The following is a 15,298-nucleotide window of genomic DNA, read 5'->3' on the forward strand; positions in this document are numbered from 1 at the left end:
AACCCGGTCTCCTCGCAGATCGTGGACCGTACCCTGTCCTACTTCAACTTCAGCATGGTGCCGGGTTACATACCGGGTGGCAAGTACATGGTGCGCGTGGCCGTGAGGACCACGGGTTACCATTCACCGTTCGGTGAGGCCTGTTTCGTGTACGCTCCGGGGGTATTGCGCCAGGACGGGACACAACAGCCGGAAGTGATTGCACAGCGTTTCGACGCCACGGTGTTCCCGAATCCGTATGCGGAGAGCTTCTCGCTCGACCTGGATTCCACTTCGGAGGAAGCCGTGCAGGTACGTGTGTATGACATGATCGGTAAACTGCTTGAGGAAAGATCCTTCGAAGCCAGCCGGATCGAACTGGCCCAGTTCGGGGAGAAATACCCGAGCGGTGTCTACAACATCGTGCTGACACAGGGAAGCAACGTGAAGACGCTGCGTGTGATCAAACGGTAATTGACAATTAATAAGTATCGATTAACAATTAAGCCCCGACGCAAGTCGGGGCTTTAAAAGTAAACGCTATCATGCAAATTAGAAATAATGAGTACTGGCCCGATAGCCCACATTCCTAAAAGTTTCTATGAATCTACTGTGATTTTCGTTTCATTCTATGTAAATCAATCCTAAGCCAATTACAGGTTGAGAATCTGTAATTACTTTTGCCTTCAGGTAAACGAATCCATGATACGTAGTATCTTGTATAAAATAATCTGCTGTTGAAACACCTTCTTGATTGGAAGGTGTTCTGTTTAAAAATGTTCCAACGCTTCCCCCTTGCGCGGTAGGTATCGAGTCATAATAGTGCACAATCTGGCCGTCAGAAGGAAATCCGTTGAGTTTTACAAGCTCAGCACTCATAGACAAATGCGAAGTGTACAATGCCTGCAATACATTTGTTTCGGTATCAACAAGTATTTGTTCCGGATATGAATTCGTAAAGGTAATATAAGCATCCGTCAAAACATTTCCGTTCTGTGAAGCAGTAACTCTGGTTAACTCGGCTTTTCTACTTTTTAGAAAAATTTTAGCGGACTGACCTTCCGTAATTGTTAATGTGTAAGTATCGCTGTTGTTGGAAAAAACACCTTTGTCCGTAAAAAATGTGATTGGAACCCCTATTCCGGATAAGCCATCCGTCGTTACATCTATTTCTGCATAGGTGTAAAAGTCAGCGGGCACGTTTTCAACAACCACATTTAATGCCAGCGTATTGGAAATAATCGGGGCATCTGTTAGATTGCCAGGCTCATCGCTACAATGTGTCAATGCTACCGCAACAATAAGTATAAAATAGAATCTGATACGTTTCATAGGAATAATTATTTATTTCTGAGTTGTTTGAATGGAGTGTAGGTTAACGAGATAAAGGCACCCACTTTGAATTCTTTGTGGTATTCTATGGATGTTTTGGTGCCTGATAAAGTCTGTTGGTCAAACATGCTTTCAAAGTCATTGTCCAGATGGTCAACCTGCATACCGATATATCCACCGGTTAAGGTAAACTGGCGAGACTCCCCAAAGAAAAAAGATAACCCTCCCAAATAAGAAAGCCGGGGTTCGTCTTCTATGGTAAGGCCTACACCGAAAGAAGGCCCAAAACCTGTACTGCGGGAAATCTTGAATTCCACATTTCCCAATGCGGCGAATCCAACTGGCCTTTCGGTATACCCATTTTCGGCCAATACAAAACTATTTCCGGCTTCAATCCATTTATAGGTTTTGTTCTGGAGGTTTTTTCCGATGGCTACAAAAGAACCTGAACTGAAACTTACAAATGGTTTGAGAATAGGAATTTCAATTGTCGCAGGCTCTTTCGGCTTGTACGGTGGGAGCGAAAATTGGTTGAACACACTATCCTTAGAGTCAATCTGTATTTTCAGTTCGAGTAGGTTCCCGTTTAGAGGCACATAGTCGAGAGAATACATTTGATTTTCAAGTACCATGTTCCTGAGGAAAACAATCATGCTTTTTAGTTCACTGTCTGATGGCAGACTTGATAAAATGGAGTTTACACCGGCAAATTCAGTTGCCACGGTAGTGGCTTCAGCTATTTTTTTGAGGTATTCGTCTTTGTTTTTGGAACAATCCGCGGCTTTATCCTTTAATTTGATAATGGCCGCCTCCAGTTTTTTTATTTCATCTGCTTTTGCATCTTTTTCGGCCTTGGCAAGATTATTTAATTTTTCAAGCTGGGCCGTGTTTTCTTTCAGAGTGCTTTCATTTTTTTCACAAGTGTCTATTTCCTGCTGAGCTGCTTTACTTTTCTCTTTCAACAGGTCTAGCTTTGCCTGTGCCGCAGCTGCGTCGGACCTTATTTCAACGAGGCTGTCCGCCAGGTCTGTATATTGAACAGAAAAGCAGCAGGGAAAGGTTGCACAAGGGTCGTACGCCTCGAGTATCTTATTCCGCAGTTGATTATATTTATGTATAAAACAACTAAGTTTTTCGTTCAGGGTGTTTCTCGGGTCGTTTTCTACGGCACCAGTTTTTTGTATTATGTTCTTTTCATAGTTTGTAATTAAATTTCCCAAAATGGAATCGTCTCCGATAAACATTTTAGAAAATAAGGCGGAAGGCTCGCTGTCATAGCTAATAAGAGTATCTGCAATGGATACATCATACATAAAACGGTTGACGTTGACAATTTTGACTTTTACATTGTCCTTGGGACATAGTGACTCGGTATTGAAATTCACGCTTTCCGTATGCAATTTATAATTGCCTGCAGTCGCTTTGTCATCTATTCGCGTGATTTTGAAAAAGCCTCTTTTATTGGGATCTTTTGGGCTAAAATCATATACATAGGTAATTCGGCGCTTATCATAAAACCTGACATCTTCTCCAAAATTGTGATCGAAATCTAATAGTTGGGTACAATCTGGTTTAGGAAAGGTTAGCGTACAGGGACCATTTTTCGTCGTATCTTCGGTTATATTCGCACCTGACACTGCCACTTTAATCGTTACGGTTTTTGTATTACCGCCTTTAAACAGGTTTATGGTGAAAATACTGTCGTTCTCCACTACCGCACCAGAAACGTTGAATCGTTTGCTCAATTCGGTCTGTAGAGTGGTATCTACGTCAGGGGTATAGAAATTTCCGGCGACATTCTTTATTTGCACCGAATCGACTTTGCTCACATCTGTGATCTGAATGGTAAAATCGTGGTCAAGCTTTTCCTTTGTGATATCTTCATTGCCATCACTGAATTTGTTACTGTGTGTTTCGGTAAAATCGGTAATGTTGATTATCTGCGAAAAACAGGATCCCGAAAGGATTAACGTGCTGAATAAAAGTAATTTTAGTTTCATATTTAAGCGAGTTGTACTTTAAGTTTTAATAATAAGGTTTCTATAGGCAAGATGTAACTTGCCGTACTTCTTCCGCCGACGATTAGCCCGACCACATTATTCTGGTCATCGAGGACACAGGCTCCTGAATCACCGGGTTGGGAAAACTGCCTTTTTTTTCCCTGTACCATAATGGTATTGACTATGGTAAACTCATTATTGCCATACCAGATTTTTACATCTTCACAAATACTCGTTACCACACCCTCGACAGCATTTTTTATTTCAGGGCCCGTGGTGGCCCCATACACGAATACACGAGCTGTCTTATAATCACTTTCCACAAGCTTTCTGGCTTTTTTGGGCGGTCCGAGTTTTGGGATAGTGTTGATTATTTTTACGGAAGATTCATCCAATTCTATAAGGGCGGCGTCTATTTCATGGTCTATTTTGGCGGTACTGACATACCCAATACCGACAGGCAAACTGTTTTCCATGCTTCCCACTTTTAATTTGTTTGTATTGGAATAGGGAAGCGCATTGAGGTTGTCGAAAAGATTGTGGCAACACGTCAGGATAAAACGTTTTTTTGAAGTATCATCCAAAGGCTTCACAAGTACTCCAAGCGTGCCATAATCGGCTGGTTGGCTTAAATCGAATATTTTTTCAGAAAGGTTTATCGAATAGGCCCGTATTTTTTCGGCGACGTTCAACACACTTATTTTTATCGGAATATTCTGAGGGGTGCCGTCATCGAGCAGGTATTGATAGAATGGTTCTATATATTCTGAAGTACCACTTACGGTTACCTCAAAATAATAGCCTGCATCGTTTCTGCGAATACCGACGGCCTTCACCGTTTCCAGCATCATTAGTTTTGACCTGGCTTCTGTAAAAGCTATCTTAATGAAATCTGACTGATAGGTTTTGAATATCGTTTGAAGAGACTTCATGTTATCCACACGATACGTTTCGGGATCGGCCAATACCCGCTTTGTATTTTTTATTTCATATAACAAATCGAGAAGGTCATGCCAGAACTTAGAACCAAAACTTATAAAGCATCCGGTAAATGCAATACCCAATGCCAGCAAAAGATAGTTATAGTTGAAAAGCCATGTAGCTTCCTCTGGCTTCACATAGGCATCTAAATTGGTCCAACCCAAGGTCTTTCCTGGCTCGGTCATGTTGTATAGCATACCCAGGAGGTCGGCCTTAAGAATTGTAGCTGTTATGATGCCACACCATACATTTATCTTCAGGATACGATAAGTCCTGGCCTTTTCTTTCGAATCGTCCTCAGGATATTTGGTGATGGTATCCCCAATTCTGAATACAGGGCTCCCACACAAATAATGTTTAAGAAAATCAGCGACTCTTTCGCTGACCATACTCATAAGGAATAAGATGGTTACAAGCTGGATTGTCTGTTGGAGCATATCAACGGAAGTTTCGGCGGCCATATATCGTGTGTTTTAGAAAATAAAAATAACGTTGTTCAAATAACCACACAATACCTAATAGTAGTGATTTTCAGTTTTTTACTTGAAATGATTAACGGCCCGAAATCTTAGAGGATTTGTATAATGGTGAGAATATCCATTCTATGGGGAATAGTGACTAATAGATCGGATATGAAAAAAGCCTGTCGTTTCCAACAGGCTTTCTTCAAAAAAAGTCAGTTCACGCCAACACCGCCTGACCCAAATACACACTGCTCGAATATTTGAGCCTGTCCGAAGTAGCCATCGCCACCCACGCATGCACGGTATCGCCAATCCATGAATTGGGTAAATTAAAGGTGAACGAGCCAGCGCTCCGCAAGGCGGCAAGGTCGCGGTATTCCGATTTGCGGATGGTCTGATTATAGACGACTACTACAAAACCGTCCGAGGCATTGGCCTGTGTCTGTCCTGAATTGTCCGTCCACGTAAAGGCGAGTTCGGCATTCGGTTGGGTTGCCATGGCAGGGTTTTCCACGTTGAGCAGTTCCCCGCTGGAGATGATGACCAAATTGTAATCGAGGGTCAAATCCGGATACGTCCCAACGATCGCCTCATTGATATGATAGGCGGTCGCGAGGTTGTAACGCGAAAGTTCGCCTGCCTCATGCCCGTAATACGCCGAAACGATCGGGCGCAACGGCTTGAGGAACCGCACCACAAGGCTGAATTTTTCACGTACGATCTTTTGGGCCAGCGTCGCCTCCTGGCTACTTTTGCGCGGAAGGCTGCGCATCACATTCAAGCCTCTCCAGTTGGCTCCTACTACCGTTCCGACTTTTCCTGAGAAGGGGCCGAGAATCCCTTTTTCAAATGTTCCCATTTTTTAAAAATTTAAAAATTAATACTGATAGTAAGAGAAATCCCAGTCCCAAATGGTTGGAAAAGCCCGATGCGTTTGCCGCCTATTGCCGTTTCGTGCCGAACCCTGCCGCTATTTGCCGGATCCTGCCGATTTTGCCGCTTTTTGCAGGTTTCGTTTTACTCTTGTTTTACTTTCGCTTTACTCTTGTTTCACTTTTGGATAAACTCACGGCGGGCCGCTATGCGAAAAATAGGGTAAAAGTAAAGCGAGAGTAAAGCAACGGTAAAAGAAAGACGGGCGCCACGCGTCACAAAGTGTCTCGGTGAGAAGCCATACGCCGCATATAGCCAAAAAAAATCCGCCGGGTTCACCGACGGATTCCAATATGATTTAAAGATTCTAATTGATGCGCTCCAATACCGCATTCACCGGAATACCCGAATACGCACTAAAGTCATACACCGTAAGCGGGGCAGGGGATTCCTTTCCGTTGAGCGACAAAATCCGTTTGTACAAATCGCGACAATGGCGCTCGCTGCGGCCGGTAAGTTGCTGGATGTCTTTGGTGTAGAGGATTAGGCGTTTCATTGGGTGGGTTTAGGGGGATAACTGATTAATTGGATAATTTATTGTGATTGTGGAGATTTATTATCCAACATCCGTTTTTTTAATTTAAAAGAATTGAATTAAAAAACTTCAACCAGAATTTTGGCAATTACTTATTTTAGCTTTATAGACATCCAATTTAACTATGTATTTATAAAGGTATTTCCAATAATGTTGAAAACTTTTATAAGCTGCCGGTGAATTTATAATTTTAATTGTCATATTTGCCGGTAAAGGTTGATTTATGCAAGTAAATTGGAACAGACAGGCCAAAAGATATTTGAAATCCGAACTGGTTAGGCGCGGAATATCAAACGACCAATTAGTCAAAAAGCTGGAAGCTATTGGTGTTACAGAAACTAAGGCAAGTGTGGAAAGCAAGATAAGTCGGGGAACTTTCAGTGCCGCTTTTCTACTCCAATGTCTAAACGCAATAGGATGCAAAAGTTTGGTTACTGAAGTTGATTATTTGACTATTGCTGCAGAGCCGTCAATAGAATACAAATCAAATGCTTAATAGATGGTTTATAAAAATTTAAAAACCCAGACACACTTTATCGATATCCAAACTTTCAAATCTGGTTCCGATTCTGAACTTCCTGTGGTGAGTTTATTTACTGGGGCAGGTGGACTTGATATCGGCCTTGAAAATTGTGGATTTGAAACTGCAGTATGTATTGAGTATGATACAGATTGTAGGGAAACCCTTAGGTATAACCGTCCTAATTGGAAATTGTTTGAGGAATCAGTCAAAATTACACAGGGAGAAGTAAAAACTCGTGTTCCAGGTGATGTAAGAGAAATAGAAGTGGAGGAACTTCTGAAATTGGCAAATTTGGAAAGAAAGGAAGTGTCACTTGTGGTCGGCGGGGCTCCTTGTCAACCTTTTAGCAATATAGGAAAAAAATTAGGTAAAAATGATGAAAAAAATGGCGATTTATTTTTGGAATTTGTTCGTTTTGTGAAAGGTATTAATCCTAGGGCTTTTATTTTTGAAAATGTAGTCGGCATCACCCAAAATAAACATAATGATGTTATAAATTACATGGTTGATAAGTTTAAGGGATTGGGTTATGGAATTTCGTATGGAATACTAAATGCGGCGAATTATGGGGTTCCTCAACGTAGGGAAAGATTTTTCTTAATAGGAATTAAAGGTGTGGACAAACCAGCATTTCCCATGCCCACACATTTCGAAAGCTTGGATCACTTTAATTTTTTTACTAAGCATTTTGATAAATCACCTGTAATGTCTTTTAAAAGATGGGTGAGTGTAAAAGATGCATTTAAGAAAATTACCCCTGCTCAAAATAGCCGAAATGATTATGCTTTGATGAATATTTCAGAAACTGTGACTGAAAGAATGAAGTTAATAAGTCAAGGCCAAAATTTTAAAGTATTGCCTATGGAAATGCGCCCTAACTGCTGGAAAACGGGAAAGCATCAGGGTAATGATACTTTTGGAAGGATTGTGGAAGACTTACCATCGGTAACTATTAGAACGGCAGCTTATAACCCTTCAAAAGGAATGTATATCCATCCAAATGAAAACAGAGGACTTTCAACAATTGAAATGGCAACACTACAATCTTTCCCGAAGAATTGGGAATTTAAGAGTAAAGGACGCGATAAAATTACCTTAGTTAGTGGTGGAAAACAAATTGGAAATGCTGTACCTCCTTTATTGGCTCAAGCACTTGGCAGAGCAATTTTAAAACAGATCATTTCGTCGGACTTAAAATCTGTTGAAAAACTGTCTCCGCTTCTTGAAGTGAATTGATTTCATAAATTTCGTCAACGGCGGCTTGAGGTATACTTGACACTATAGTTATGGAATGTGTAGCAACAGTTTTTAAAGCATTTCTGTCTGCCGGACTCACGTGCCGGCTAATACCAAAATATTTTAACCCCGGGGGACTTAATACCCAGTTTCGAGTTTGTAAATGAGTATATATAGCTTTCATCAAACTTCCTTCATGAGACATTTGTAATCTTCGATCAGGACGAAGGGATGTTTTTACCGAGCAGAATCCGATAAGGTTAAAAAAGTCGCATTGATAAATGAAGTTAGAATATAGAGTTGCTAAGAATTGTAAGGAATCTAATGTAAAGTCAGTTATTGGATTAGTATCACTCAATATTTGCCTCGCCAATTTATTCTCTATAATGGCAAAGTCCGGATTCGATGTTATCAAATTTACATTTGATGAGTCTCGAACTTTTTTTCTTAAATCCTTTATTAAAGAATTCAGTTCGTCATTATAAAGTTGGCTAACATCAAACTGGCTAATATTGGGCAATAGAAAACAAAGATTGGCTTCGGGGTTATTGCAAAAATAATTCCAAGCTGCTAAAGCTAAGAGCCACTCGTACCAATCACCATGGACATTACTTAGTGACTCTCGTGATATTGTTGCGCGTAATCTAATCGTATTATCGAATTCGTCAAATAGGTCATCAAATCGTTTATCCAAAATTGGAAGTTTTCCTTCAAGCAGATGGTAAAATGCTAAATCCTTAACTACTTGATTCTTCCCTTTTTCTATTTTAATATATGGCATAATTATTTTAAAAGTATTTTTGTAGAAACACCTATGCAAGATGCAATATTTTTTATTGCTTTCAATGTGACTGCAAGTTTTAAATCTTCAAAGTAAAATCGTAACCAAAATATTTAAAACAGTATTTGCCAGATTTACATTTAAAGGAAATGATTGATTTAAAGATTGATAAAATGGAAAGTTTTTCGTCTGAACAACGCTCTTTAAATATGCAAGCCGTTAAAAGTTCCGGCAGTAAAGAAGAGCGTTTATTGATGAGAACCCTCTACCACCGCAACCACCGCTACCGAAAAAACAACAAAAAAGTCTTCGGCAAACCCGACCTCACATTCAAAAAACACAAATTGGCCATCTTCGTCGACAGCGAATTCTTCCACGGCAAAGACTTCGAAACCAAAAAGAAGCCGGTCAACAATGCGGAGTTCTGGGAAAAGAAAATCAAACGCAATATAGAACGTGACAAAGAAGTCAATGAAGAACTGGCCAAACAAGGCTGGACCGTTCTTCGCTTCTGGTCTAACGACATCAAAAAAAATCTAGACCACGTCGTCGAAACCATTGAAAAACACTTGCCTGCGAAAAATACCACGGTAAAGTTGACTTGGTATCCGGAACTTTCACACGAAACCATAACCATAGCGGCAGAGCCTGATAAAAAGCAGTAGCAGGTTTTTCACACTCAAAATCCTACAACCCCAAACCGTCAACATATAACACCACCCCCAAACACCACCCTAACTTTGGGCGACAAAAAAAATCACAATGTCATTCCCAAACCCCGACTTCTTTACTTGGTACCACGTCGACGACGACCCCGACGATCTTTCCATCTACGCCGATTTTATTTCCGAATACGCACCTCAGGTCAACCTGGAACAGTTCTCCTCAAGCATGGAACTCATCCGCAGGCTCAATACCACGCGCAACTATCCGCGCATCCTGCTTATAGATTTGAACATGCCCATCTTGGATGGGCTCGGGTGTTTACGGCATGTCAGGATTCTGCCGCACGTGAGTACGTTTACGCGCCTTGTTATGTTGTCTACCACTTCAAGTCCGGAGATGATCGAGATGTGTCGCAATGCAGGCGCCCATTTTTATGCCGTAAAGCCGTCGGGGCCGGAAGGGATACGACAACTGATTGAAACGCTTGTAGAGATTTGCCAAACGGAATATGTGTGGCCGGTAAGTAAAAGCCGGTTCCTGCTTACGACCCAAGGGCAGTAAACTTGTTTACTACCCTAAAATATTTTCTCATGGCTATTTATCCGGTATAAGGTATTTTACCTATCCGGTTTGCGAATATTTTGAGTTTCATATTTTTCATATTGTTCGCAATTGGTGATGGATTGGATGGAATAAATTCGCAAGCGCAATATTTTTTTAATATCTTTAAGTGACCTACGCCACCTGTAGACGGTAACTTATGCTTAAGACCCAATATCCCGTTATGCTCACGTTTACGGCTGTAAACGGAGTCGATCCGGACCTGTCCGCAATACCCCTGTTTTTATGAAAAGGGACAAATCCGGATCGGACGCATCACCCGACAGCCATTCAGGCCTGCTTCGGTTTTATACGCTCGCCTTGTGGGAAGCCGCGCCCAACGGGGCATTTTTGGTGGACAGTCCCGCCTGGCGTAAGTTCACGGGGCAGTCGTTTGACCAATGGAAGCATTTCGGGTGGCTGGAGGCCATTCACGAAGACGACCGTACATTAGCCGTGACGCTTTGGCGCAGGTGTATGGAAAGCGGACAGCCCATAGACCTGCAGTTTCGTTTGTTTCATAAGGCAGACACGGCTTATAAATGGGTTAATGCCAAGGGAATTCCAGTATTCGATTCAGGTACTGCGATCGCGAAATGGACGGGGATGCTTATCGATATCCAGGACCGGAAGGAGACCGAATTTTTCCTGATAGAAGAAAGACAGAAAGACGCTTTTTTGGTTCGTCTTTCCGATGCGCTTACGCTCCAGAAGACGCCGGAAGCCATAAAAGATACCGCCTGTCGTATGCTCGCCACCCAATTACAGGCCATGCGGGCCGTATTTGCGGAAAGGACGCGCATAAACGGCCGCGATTATTTCCAGGTTACGGGCCAATACGGTACAAAGCTGGCCTTTACACCGGATCCGGTCCTTATTGATGATTACTTGTATTCCATGTCGCATTTCTTCAATGGAAACCTATTCATCATCAGGGACATACTCAGGCAAATCCCAAGATTGGACAGACTGTTCTTTACCCAATACCTGATACGTTCCTTCGTTTCCTTTCCGTTAATAAAGAACGGAAAGCCCGCGATCCTTTTCAGCGTGCACGACCTTAAGCCTCGGCAATGGAAAGACTCCGAACTCAACATGATACAGGAAACGGCCGAAAGAGCCTGGGCCGCGATACAACGATGCCAGACAGAAGAAGGAACACGCCAGAGCGAAGAACAGTACCGGACCCTTTTTGAAACATTGGATCAGGGCTATGGGTTGCTGGAACTCATATATGATGATTTGGGCGAGATCCACGATTACCTGTATCTTGCAGGGAGTCCCGACGAGGAAAAATGGGACGGGCTCAAAGGAGTCATCGGCAGGAACCTGGGACAGCTGGCCCCCACGGAACCTTATTGGAAGCCGTTTTACCAGCAGGTGGCTGCCACGGGAAAATCGGAAAAAATAGACTATTTCGCAGAAAATCTCAACCGTTGGTTCTGTGTGCAGTTATCCAGGGTCGGTGGAAAAGGCAGCCTGCTTATCAATGCGGTTTTTGAAGATATAACGACACGGAAAATCAGTGAAATACATAGGGAGTACCTATTGAAGCTAAGCGATGCATTGACCGGACAAACCACATCGCCGGGAGTTAAGGAAACGGCATGCAGGATATTGGGCCAACATTTGGGTATGATGCGCGTATTGTATGTCGAAAGCATTTTTACCGAAGGCACGGAGTTTTATGTCTTGAAAGGGCAATATGCCCCTGACAGGCCCTTTCCGTCACAACCGATACTGGCGACGCAATATCTGCCAAGGGGGCAAAACACTTATGAAGGAAATACGATTGTGGTAAGCGATGTGCATGACGTTATCCCTGAGCCGGATCGCGAACCTTATGAATTGTTCGATATACGTTCCTATGTGGTAATTCCCTATGTGGTAAAAGACCAACCGATTCTTTTTTTCATCATCCACCACGATACGCCTAAAAATTGGACCGAATCTGAACTCATCATCATAAAAGAAACCGCGGAGCGTATGTGGGCGGCAGTAAAGCGATTCGAGGCCGAAGAAGCCTTGCGTGAAAGCGAACAACGGTATCGCACATTGGCTGAAAAGATGAAAGAGGGTTATGCGCTTCTGGAACTGGAATATGACGATTCGGGAAAGGTGGTCGATTTCGTTCATCTCGAGGTCAATTCCGTTATGGAAAAACTTACCCGGCTTAAAGATTCGGTCGGCAAACGCATTAGTGAACTCGGGCTTGTCAAGCCTGCCTGGCTGCAATTGTACGAACGGGTGGCGGCCACAGGACATTCGGAACGGATAGAATTCTTTTCAAAAAGGCTGCATAAATGGTTCAGTATCCATGCGTCACGGGTAGGAACTGCAGGCAGCAGGCTCATCAATGTTATATTCGACGATATTACCGAACGCAAGAACCTGCAGCGACGGCAGGACTTCCTGCTTACATTCAGCGATGAATTGCGTCCGTTGTCGGATCCGTTTGAGATACAGGAAGTCGCCATGCGCCTGCTTGGGGAACATTTGGACGTGGGACGTGCCTTTTATCTCGATGCCGTGTGGGAAGACGGAGGCTGGACCTACGTACTTGAAAGGGATTTCCACCGCGATCCCTCGGCACCCAGCGTTGTAGGAAGGCATAGGCTCAGTGACTACCACGAACTGGTTTTTTCGAATCTCGAAAAAGGCCATATCCTTCAGGTAGATAATATCAAAGCCTTTCCGGATATATCGGCTGAAGCCATTGAATCATATGTTTCCATCGAGCTCATTTCATTCCTCATCGTTCCTTTGATCAAGGATGGAATATATGTAGGTGGGCTAAGTGTACAGGAAAACGTTCCGCGGATATGGACGACAGCCGAGGTGGAAATCGTCAGTGAAGTCGCGGAAAGGATCTGGTCGGCAGTAGAAAGGGCAAAGGCAGAAGCCGCATTGCGCGAAAGCGAAGAACGGTACCGGACTATTTTTGAAGGCATGGATAACGATTGGATCCGTGAACAAACCGGGAAAACAAGTGACAGCAACAAAAAGGAAGTCTGATAACCGATTTCAATACGTTGTGTTTCTATGGTGTTACTTTTTTGTTACTTTTCCAACTTCAAACAAATGCCTGGCGCCGAAGATATACCATGAAGAAAATCTACCTCCTTTTACTCCTTGTTACCGCCATCTTTCAGGCCCAGACCTTCAACGGTACGACCGGCCCGATTTCAGACGATGCCACCCTGAATAATTACACCGCTACGATTTCCGGATTGTCGGGACCGCTTACGTCAGATTACGGCCTGGTTACGGTTTGCGTGGATATCACCCACACCTGGGATTCCGATTTGAACGTCCACCTGATTTCGCCAGATGGTACAGACATCAACCTGTTTTCGGCATTAGGTGGCGGAGAGGACAATTTCACCGGTACGTGCCTGAGTCAGTCGGCAGAGGCCTCGATAAACACGGGCTGGGCGCCGTATACGGGTGTGTTTAAGCCGCAGGAAACTTTAGGTAACCAAAACAACGGGCAATCGGGGAATGGGGTTTGGACGCTTCAGATACTCGATACCTATGCATTTGCAGATACCGGTTCGGTCAACAGCTGGAGTATCACGTTCGGGACGGGTGCCGCGACGCCTTTTGTTTTCACTTCGTCCAATCTGCCCATCGTCATCATCAATACGAATGGGGTAGCGATTCCGGACGAGCCCAAGATTGATGCACTTATGGGAATCATAGACAACGGACCAGATCAGATGAACCATCTTACCGATGCACAGAACGGATTCAGCGGGAATATCGGTATTGAACTCAGGGGAAATTACTCTCAGGGACTTCCGCAAAAGCCATATAATTTCGAGACGAGGGATGCGGCCGGTGAGGAACTCAATGTGGGGTTGCTCGGGATGCCAAGTGAACATGACTGGTGCCTTATCGCGAATTATAACGACAAAGTATTCATGAGGAACAAGCTGGCCTACAGCCTGTTTGAGCAGATGGGGAATTACGCCGCAAGAAGCCGGTATTGCGAGGTTATCCTCAACGGAAGCTATCAGGGTATTTACCTGCTGATGGAAAAAATAAAGCGCGACAATGACCGTGTGGATATCGCAAAGCTTGAAACGACCGAAAATACGGGTATCAATGCCACGGGCGGATACATCCTCAAAAGCGATTACTGGACATGGGAAGACAGCTGGCAGCTCAATTACCATCCGCTCGATCATCCGGATCTTGACGTGCGCCTCGTGTATGAATACCCCAAGCCGGAAGACATCACCGATGCCCAGAAATCCTACATCCAGCAATATATCGACACGATGGAGACGGCTTTATACGGTGAAGATTTTACCGATCCGGCTAACGGTTATAGCAAATACCTCGATGTGGATTCATTCGTCGATTACTTTATTGTGAATGAACTGGCGCGAAACATTGACGGTTTCCGCAAAAGCTGGTTTTTCAGCAAAGACAAGGATGTCAGCGCGACCGAAAACAGTAAGCTAAAAGCCGGGCCGGTCTGGGATTTCGACTGGGCATGGAAAGACATCTGGAGCTGTTCCATCTTTGAAGCTACCGATGGTTCCGGCTGGGCGCACCTGATTAATGATTGCTCACCAGATGTGAATTCAAACGGATGGTATATCCGCCTGCTGCAGGATCCGGCATTCGCGAACCGGCTTCGCTGCCGTTGGGAAACGTTCCGGGCTTCGTTTTTATCCGATGCCGAAGTGGATGCTTTTATAAATAACGTTGCCGATGAACTTTCAGTAGCCCAGGTAAGACATTTTGAAAAATGGGGCAATCTCGGAATCAATACGGGAACGCCCGAAGTAGAGCAGGACCCGGCAACATTCGGCGGACAGATAAACCAATTCAAGAACTGGATTGCGTTGCGTCTGGCGTGGCTTGATGCAAATATTCCGGGATCGGCTGAAAATTGCGAGCTTTCGGTTGCTTCGGCTGCAAATCCGGATTATGGCGTTGTCGCTTACCCGAATCCTGCAAATACAATCCTGACGTTCAAGGCCACGAACGGTATTCAACCTGAACGCGTGGAATTATTCGACCTAACGGGTAAATCTGTTTTGAAGGTGTCAGTCACAAATTCAGGAGAAATGAATGTGTCCGGTGTTGCAGATGGGATTTACGTTTGCAGAATCTTGACGAAAAATACTTGTAAAAGCTTAAAAGTAAGCATTCTTCATTGACAGTATCCTTGTCATCTGGCCATAATGACTGTATTATATTTGAGGGCCAGAGCTCTATGAAAAGGATTTTGCTTTTATTTGCAGCCATAATAAC

General features: G+C 43.6%; 14 protein-coding genes. 8 read left to right on the forward strand and 6 right to left on the reverse strand.

Features of this window, described 5'->3' with window-relative positions:
- The first annotated feature begins 96 nt into the window (after positions 1-96).
- Complete coding sequence (locus tag G6047_RS00840; protein ID WP_169525490.1) at positions 97-453, forward strand: T9SS type A sorting domain-containing protein; 357 nt, start codon at positions 97-99, stop codon at positions 451-453.
- Between the two features lie 150 nt (positions 454-603).
- On the opposite strand, the gene G6047_RS00845 is transcribed toward G6047_RS00840, so the two are convergent.
- The 4 genes from G6047_RS00845 to G6047_RS00860 form a co-directional block, all read right to left on the reverse strand.
- A complete protein-coding gene (locus tag G6047_RS00845; protein ID WP_169525492.1) occupies positions 604-1,311 on the reverse strand; it encodes a hypothetical protein in 708 nt (235 codons plus the stop codon).
- Positions 1,312-1,319: 8 nt separating this feature from the next.
- A complete protein-coding gene (locus G6047_RS00850; protein ID WP_169525494.1) occupies positions 1,320-3,311 on the reverse strand; it encodes a coiled-coil domain-containing protein in 1,992 nt (663 codons plus the stop codon).
- Positions 3,312-3,313: 2 nt separating this feature from the next.
- Positions 3,314-4,729, reverse strand: coding sequence for a S1 family peptidase (locus tag G6047_RS00855; protein ID WP_169525496.1), 1,416 nt, complete (start codon positions 4,727-4,729; stop codon positions 3,314-3,316).
- 244 nt (positions 4,730-4,973) lie between these two features.
- Entirely contained in the window at positions 4,974-5,615 is a 642-nt protein-coding gene (locus tag G6047_RS00860; protein WP_169525498.1) for a DUF6266 family protein, read from the reverse strand.
- Between G6047_RS00860 and G6047_RS00865 the strand changes: the two genes are divergently transcribed.
- Positions 5,606-5,872 carry a hypothetical protein gene (locus tag G6047_RS00865; protein ID WP_169525500.1) on the forward strand — a complete coding sequence of 89 codons (267 nt, stop codon included), beginning with the start codon at positions 5,606-5,608 and terminating at the stop codon, positions 5,870-5,872. The genes G6047_RS00860 and G6047_RS00865 overlap by 10 nt on opposite strands.
- A gap of 124 nt (positions 5,873-5,996) precedes the next feature.
- Here G6047_RS00865 and G6047_RS00870 read toward each other — a convergent pair whose 3' ends face one another.
- Entirely contained in the window at positions 5,997-6,185 is a 189-nt protein-coding gene (locus G6047_RS00870; RefSeq protein WP_169525501.1) for a hypothetical protein, read from the reverse strand.
- Positions 6,186-6,447: 262 nt separating this feature from the next.
- On the opposite strand from G6047_RS00870, the gene G6047_RS16960 reads away from it, so the two are divergent.
- Positions 6,448-6,720, forward strand: a complete 273-nt coding sequence (locus G6047_RS16960) for a DUF6471 domain-containing protein (protein WP_394352483.1) — start codon at positions 6,448-6,450, stop codon at positions 6,718-6,720.
- A 3-nt stretch (positions 6,721-6,723) separates the two neighbouring features.
- On the forward strand, positions 6,724-7,983 hold the full coding sequence (locus G6047_RS00875) for a DNA cytosine methyltransferase (protein WP_169525503.1): 1,260 nt from the start codon (positions 6,724-6,726) through the stop codon (positions 7,981-7,983).
- On the opposite strand, the gene G6047_RS00880 is transcribed toward G6047_RS00875, so the two are convergent.
- Positions 7,925-8,764, reverse strand: a complete 840-nt coding sequence (locus G6047_RS00880; RefSeq protein WP_169525505.1) for a Cfr10I/Bse634I family restriction endonuclease — start codon at positions 8,762-8,764, stop codon at positions 7,925-7,927. The genes G6047_RS00875 and G6047_RS00880 overlap by 59 nt on opposite strands.
- A 173-nt stretch (positions 8,765-8,937) precedes the next feature.
- Between G6047_RS00880 and G6047_RS00885 the strand changes: the two genes are divergently transcribed.
- The 4 genes from G6047_RS00885 (at position 8,938) to G6047_RS00900 (ending at position 15,204) form a co-directional block, all read left to right on the forward strand.
- A complete protein-coding gene (locus G6047_RS00885) occupies positions 8,938-9,429 on the forward strand; it encodes a very short patch repair endonuclease (protein WP_169525538.1) in 492 nt (163 codons plus the stop codon).
- Positions 9,430-9,526: 97 nt separating this feature from the next.
- On the forward strand, positions 9,527-9,991 hold the full coding sequence (locus tag G6047_RS00890) for a response regulator (RefSeq protein ID WP_169525507.1): 465 nt from the start codon (positions 9,527-9,529) through the stop codon (positions 9,989-9,991).
- 285 nt (positions 9,992-10,276) lie between these two features.
- Positions 10,277-13,045, forward strand: coding sequence for a GAF domain-containing protein (locus tag G6047_RS00895; RefSeq protein WP_169525509.1), 2,769 nt, complete (start codon positions 10,277-10,279; stop codon positions 13,043-13,045).
- 89 nt (positions 13,046-13,134) lie between these two features.
- A complete protein-coding gene (locus tag G6047_RS00900; RefSeq protein ID WP_169525511.1) occupies positions 13,135-15,204 on the forward strand; it encodes a CotH kinase family protein in 2,070 nt (689 codons plus the stop codon).
- Positions 15,205-15,298 lie beyond the last annotated feature (94 nt).

Origin of the sequence: Flavobacterium silvaticum (assembly GCF_012911565.1) — a bacterium.
Classification (GTDB): Bacteria; Bacteroidota; Bacteroidia; order Flavobacteriales; family Flavobacteriaceae; genus Flavobacterium; species Flavobacterium silvaticum.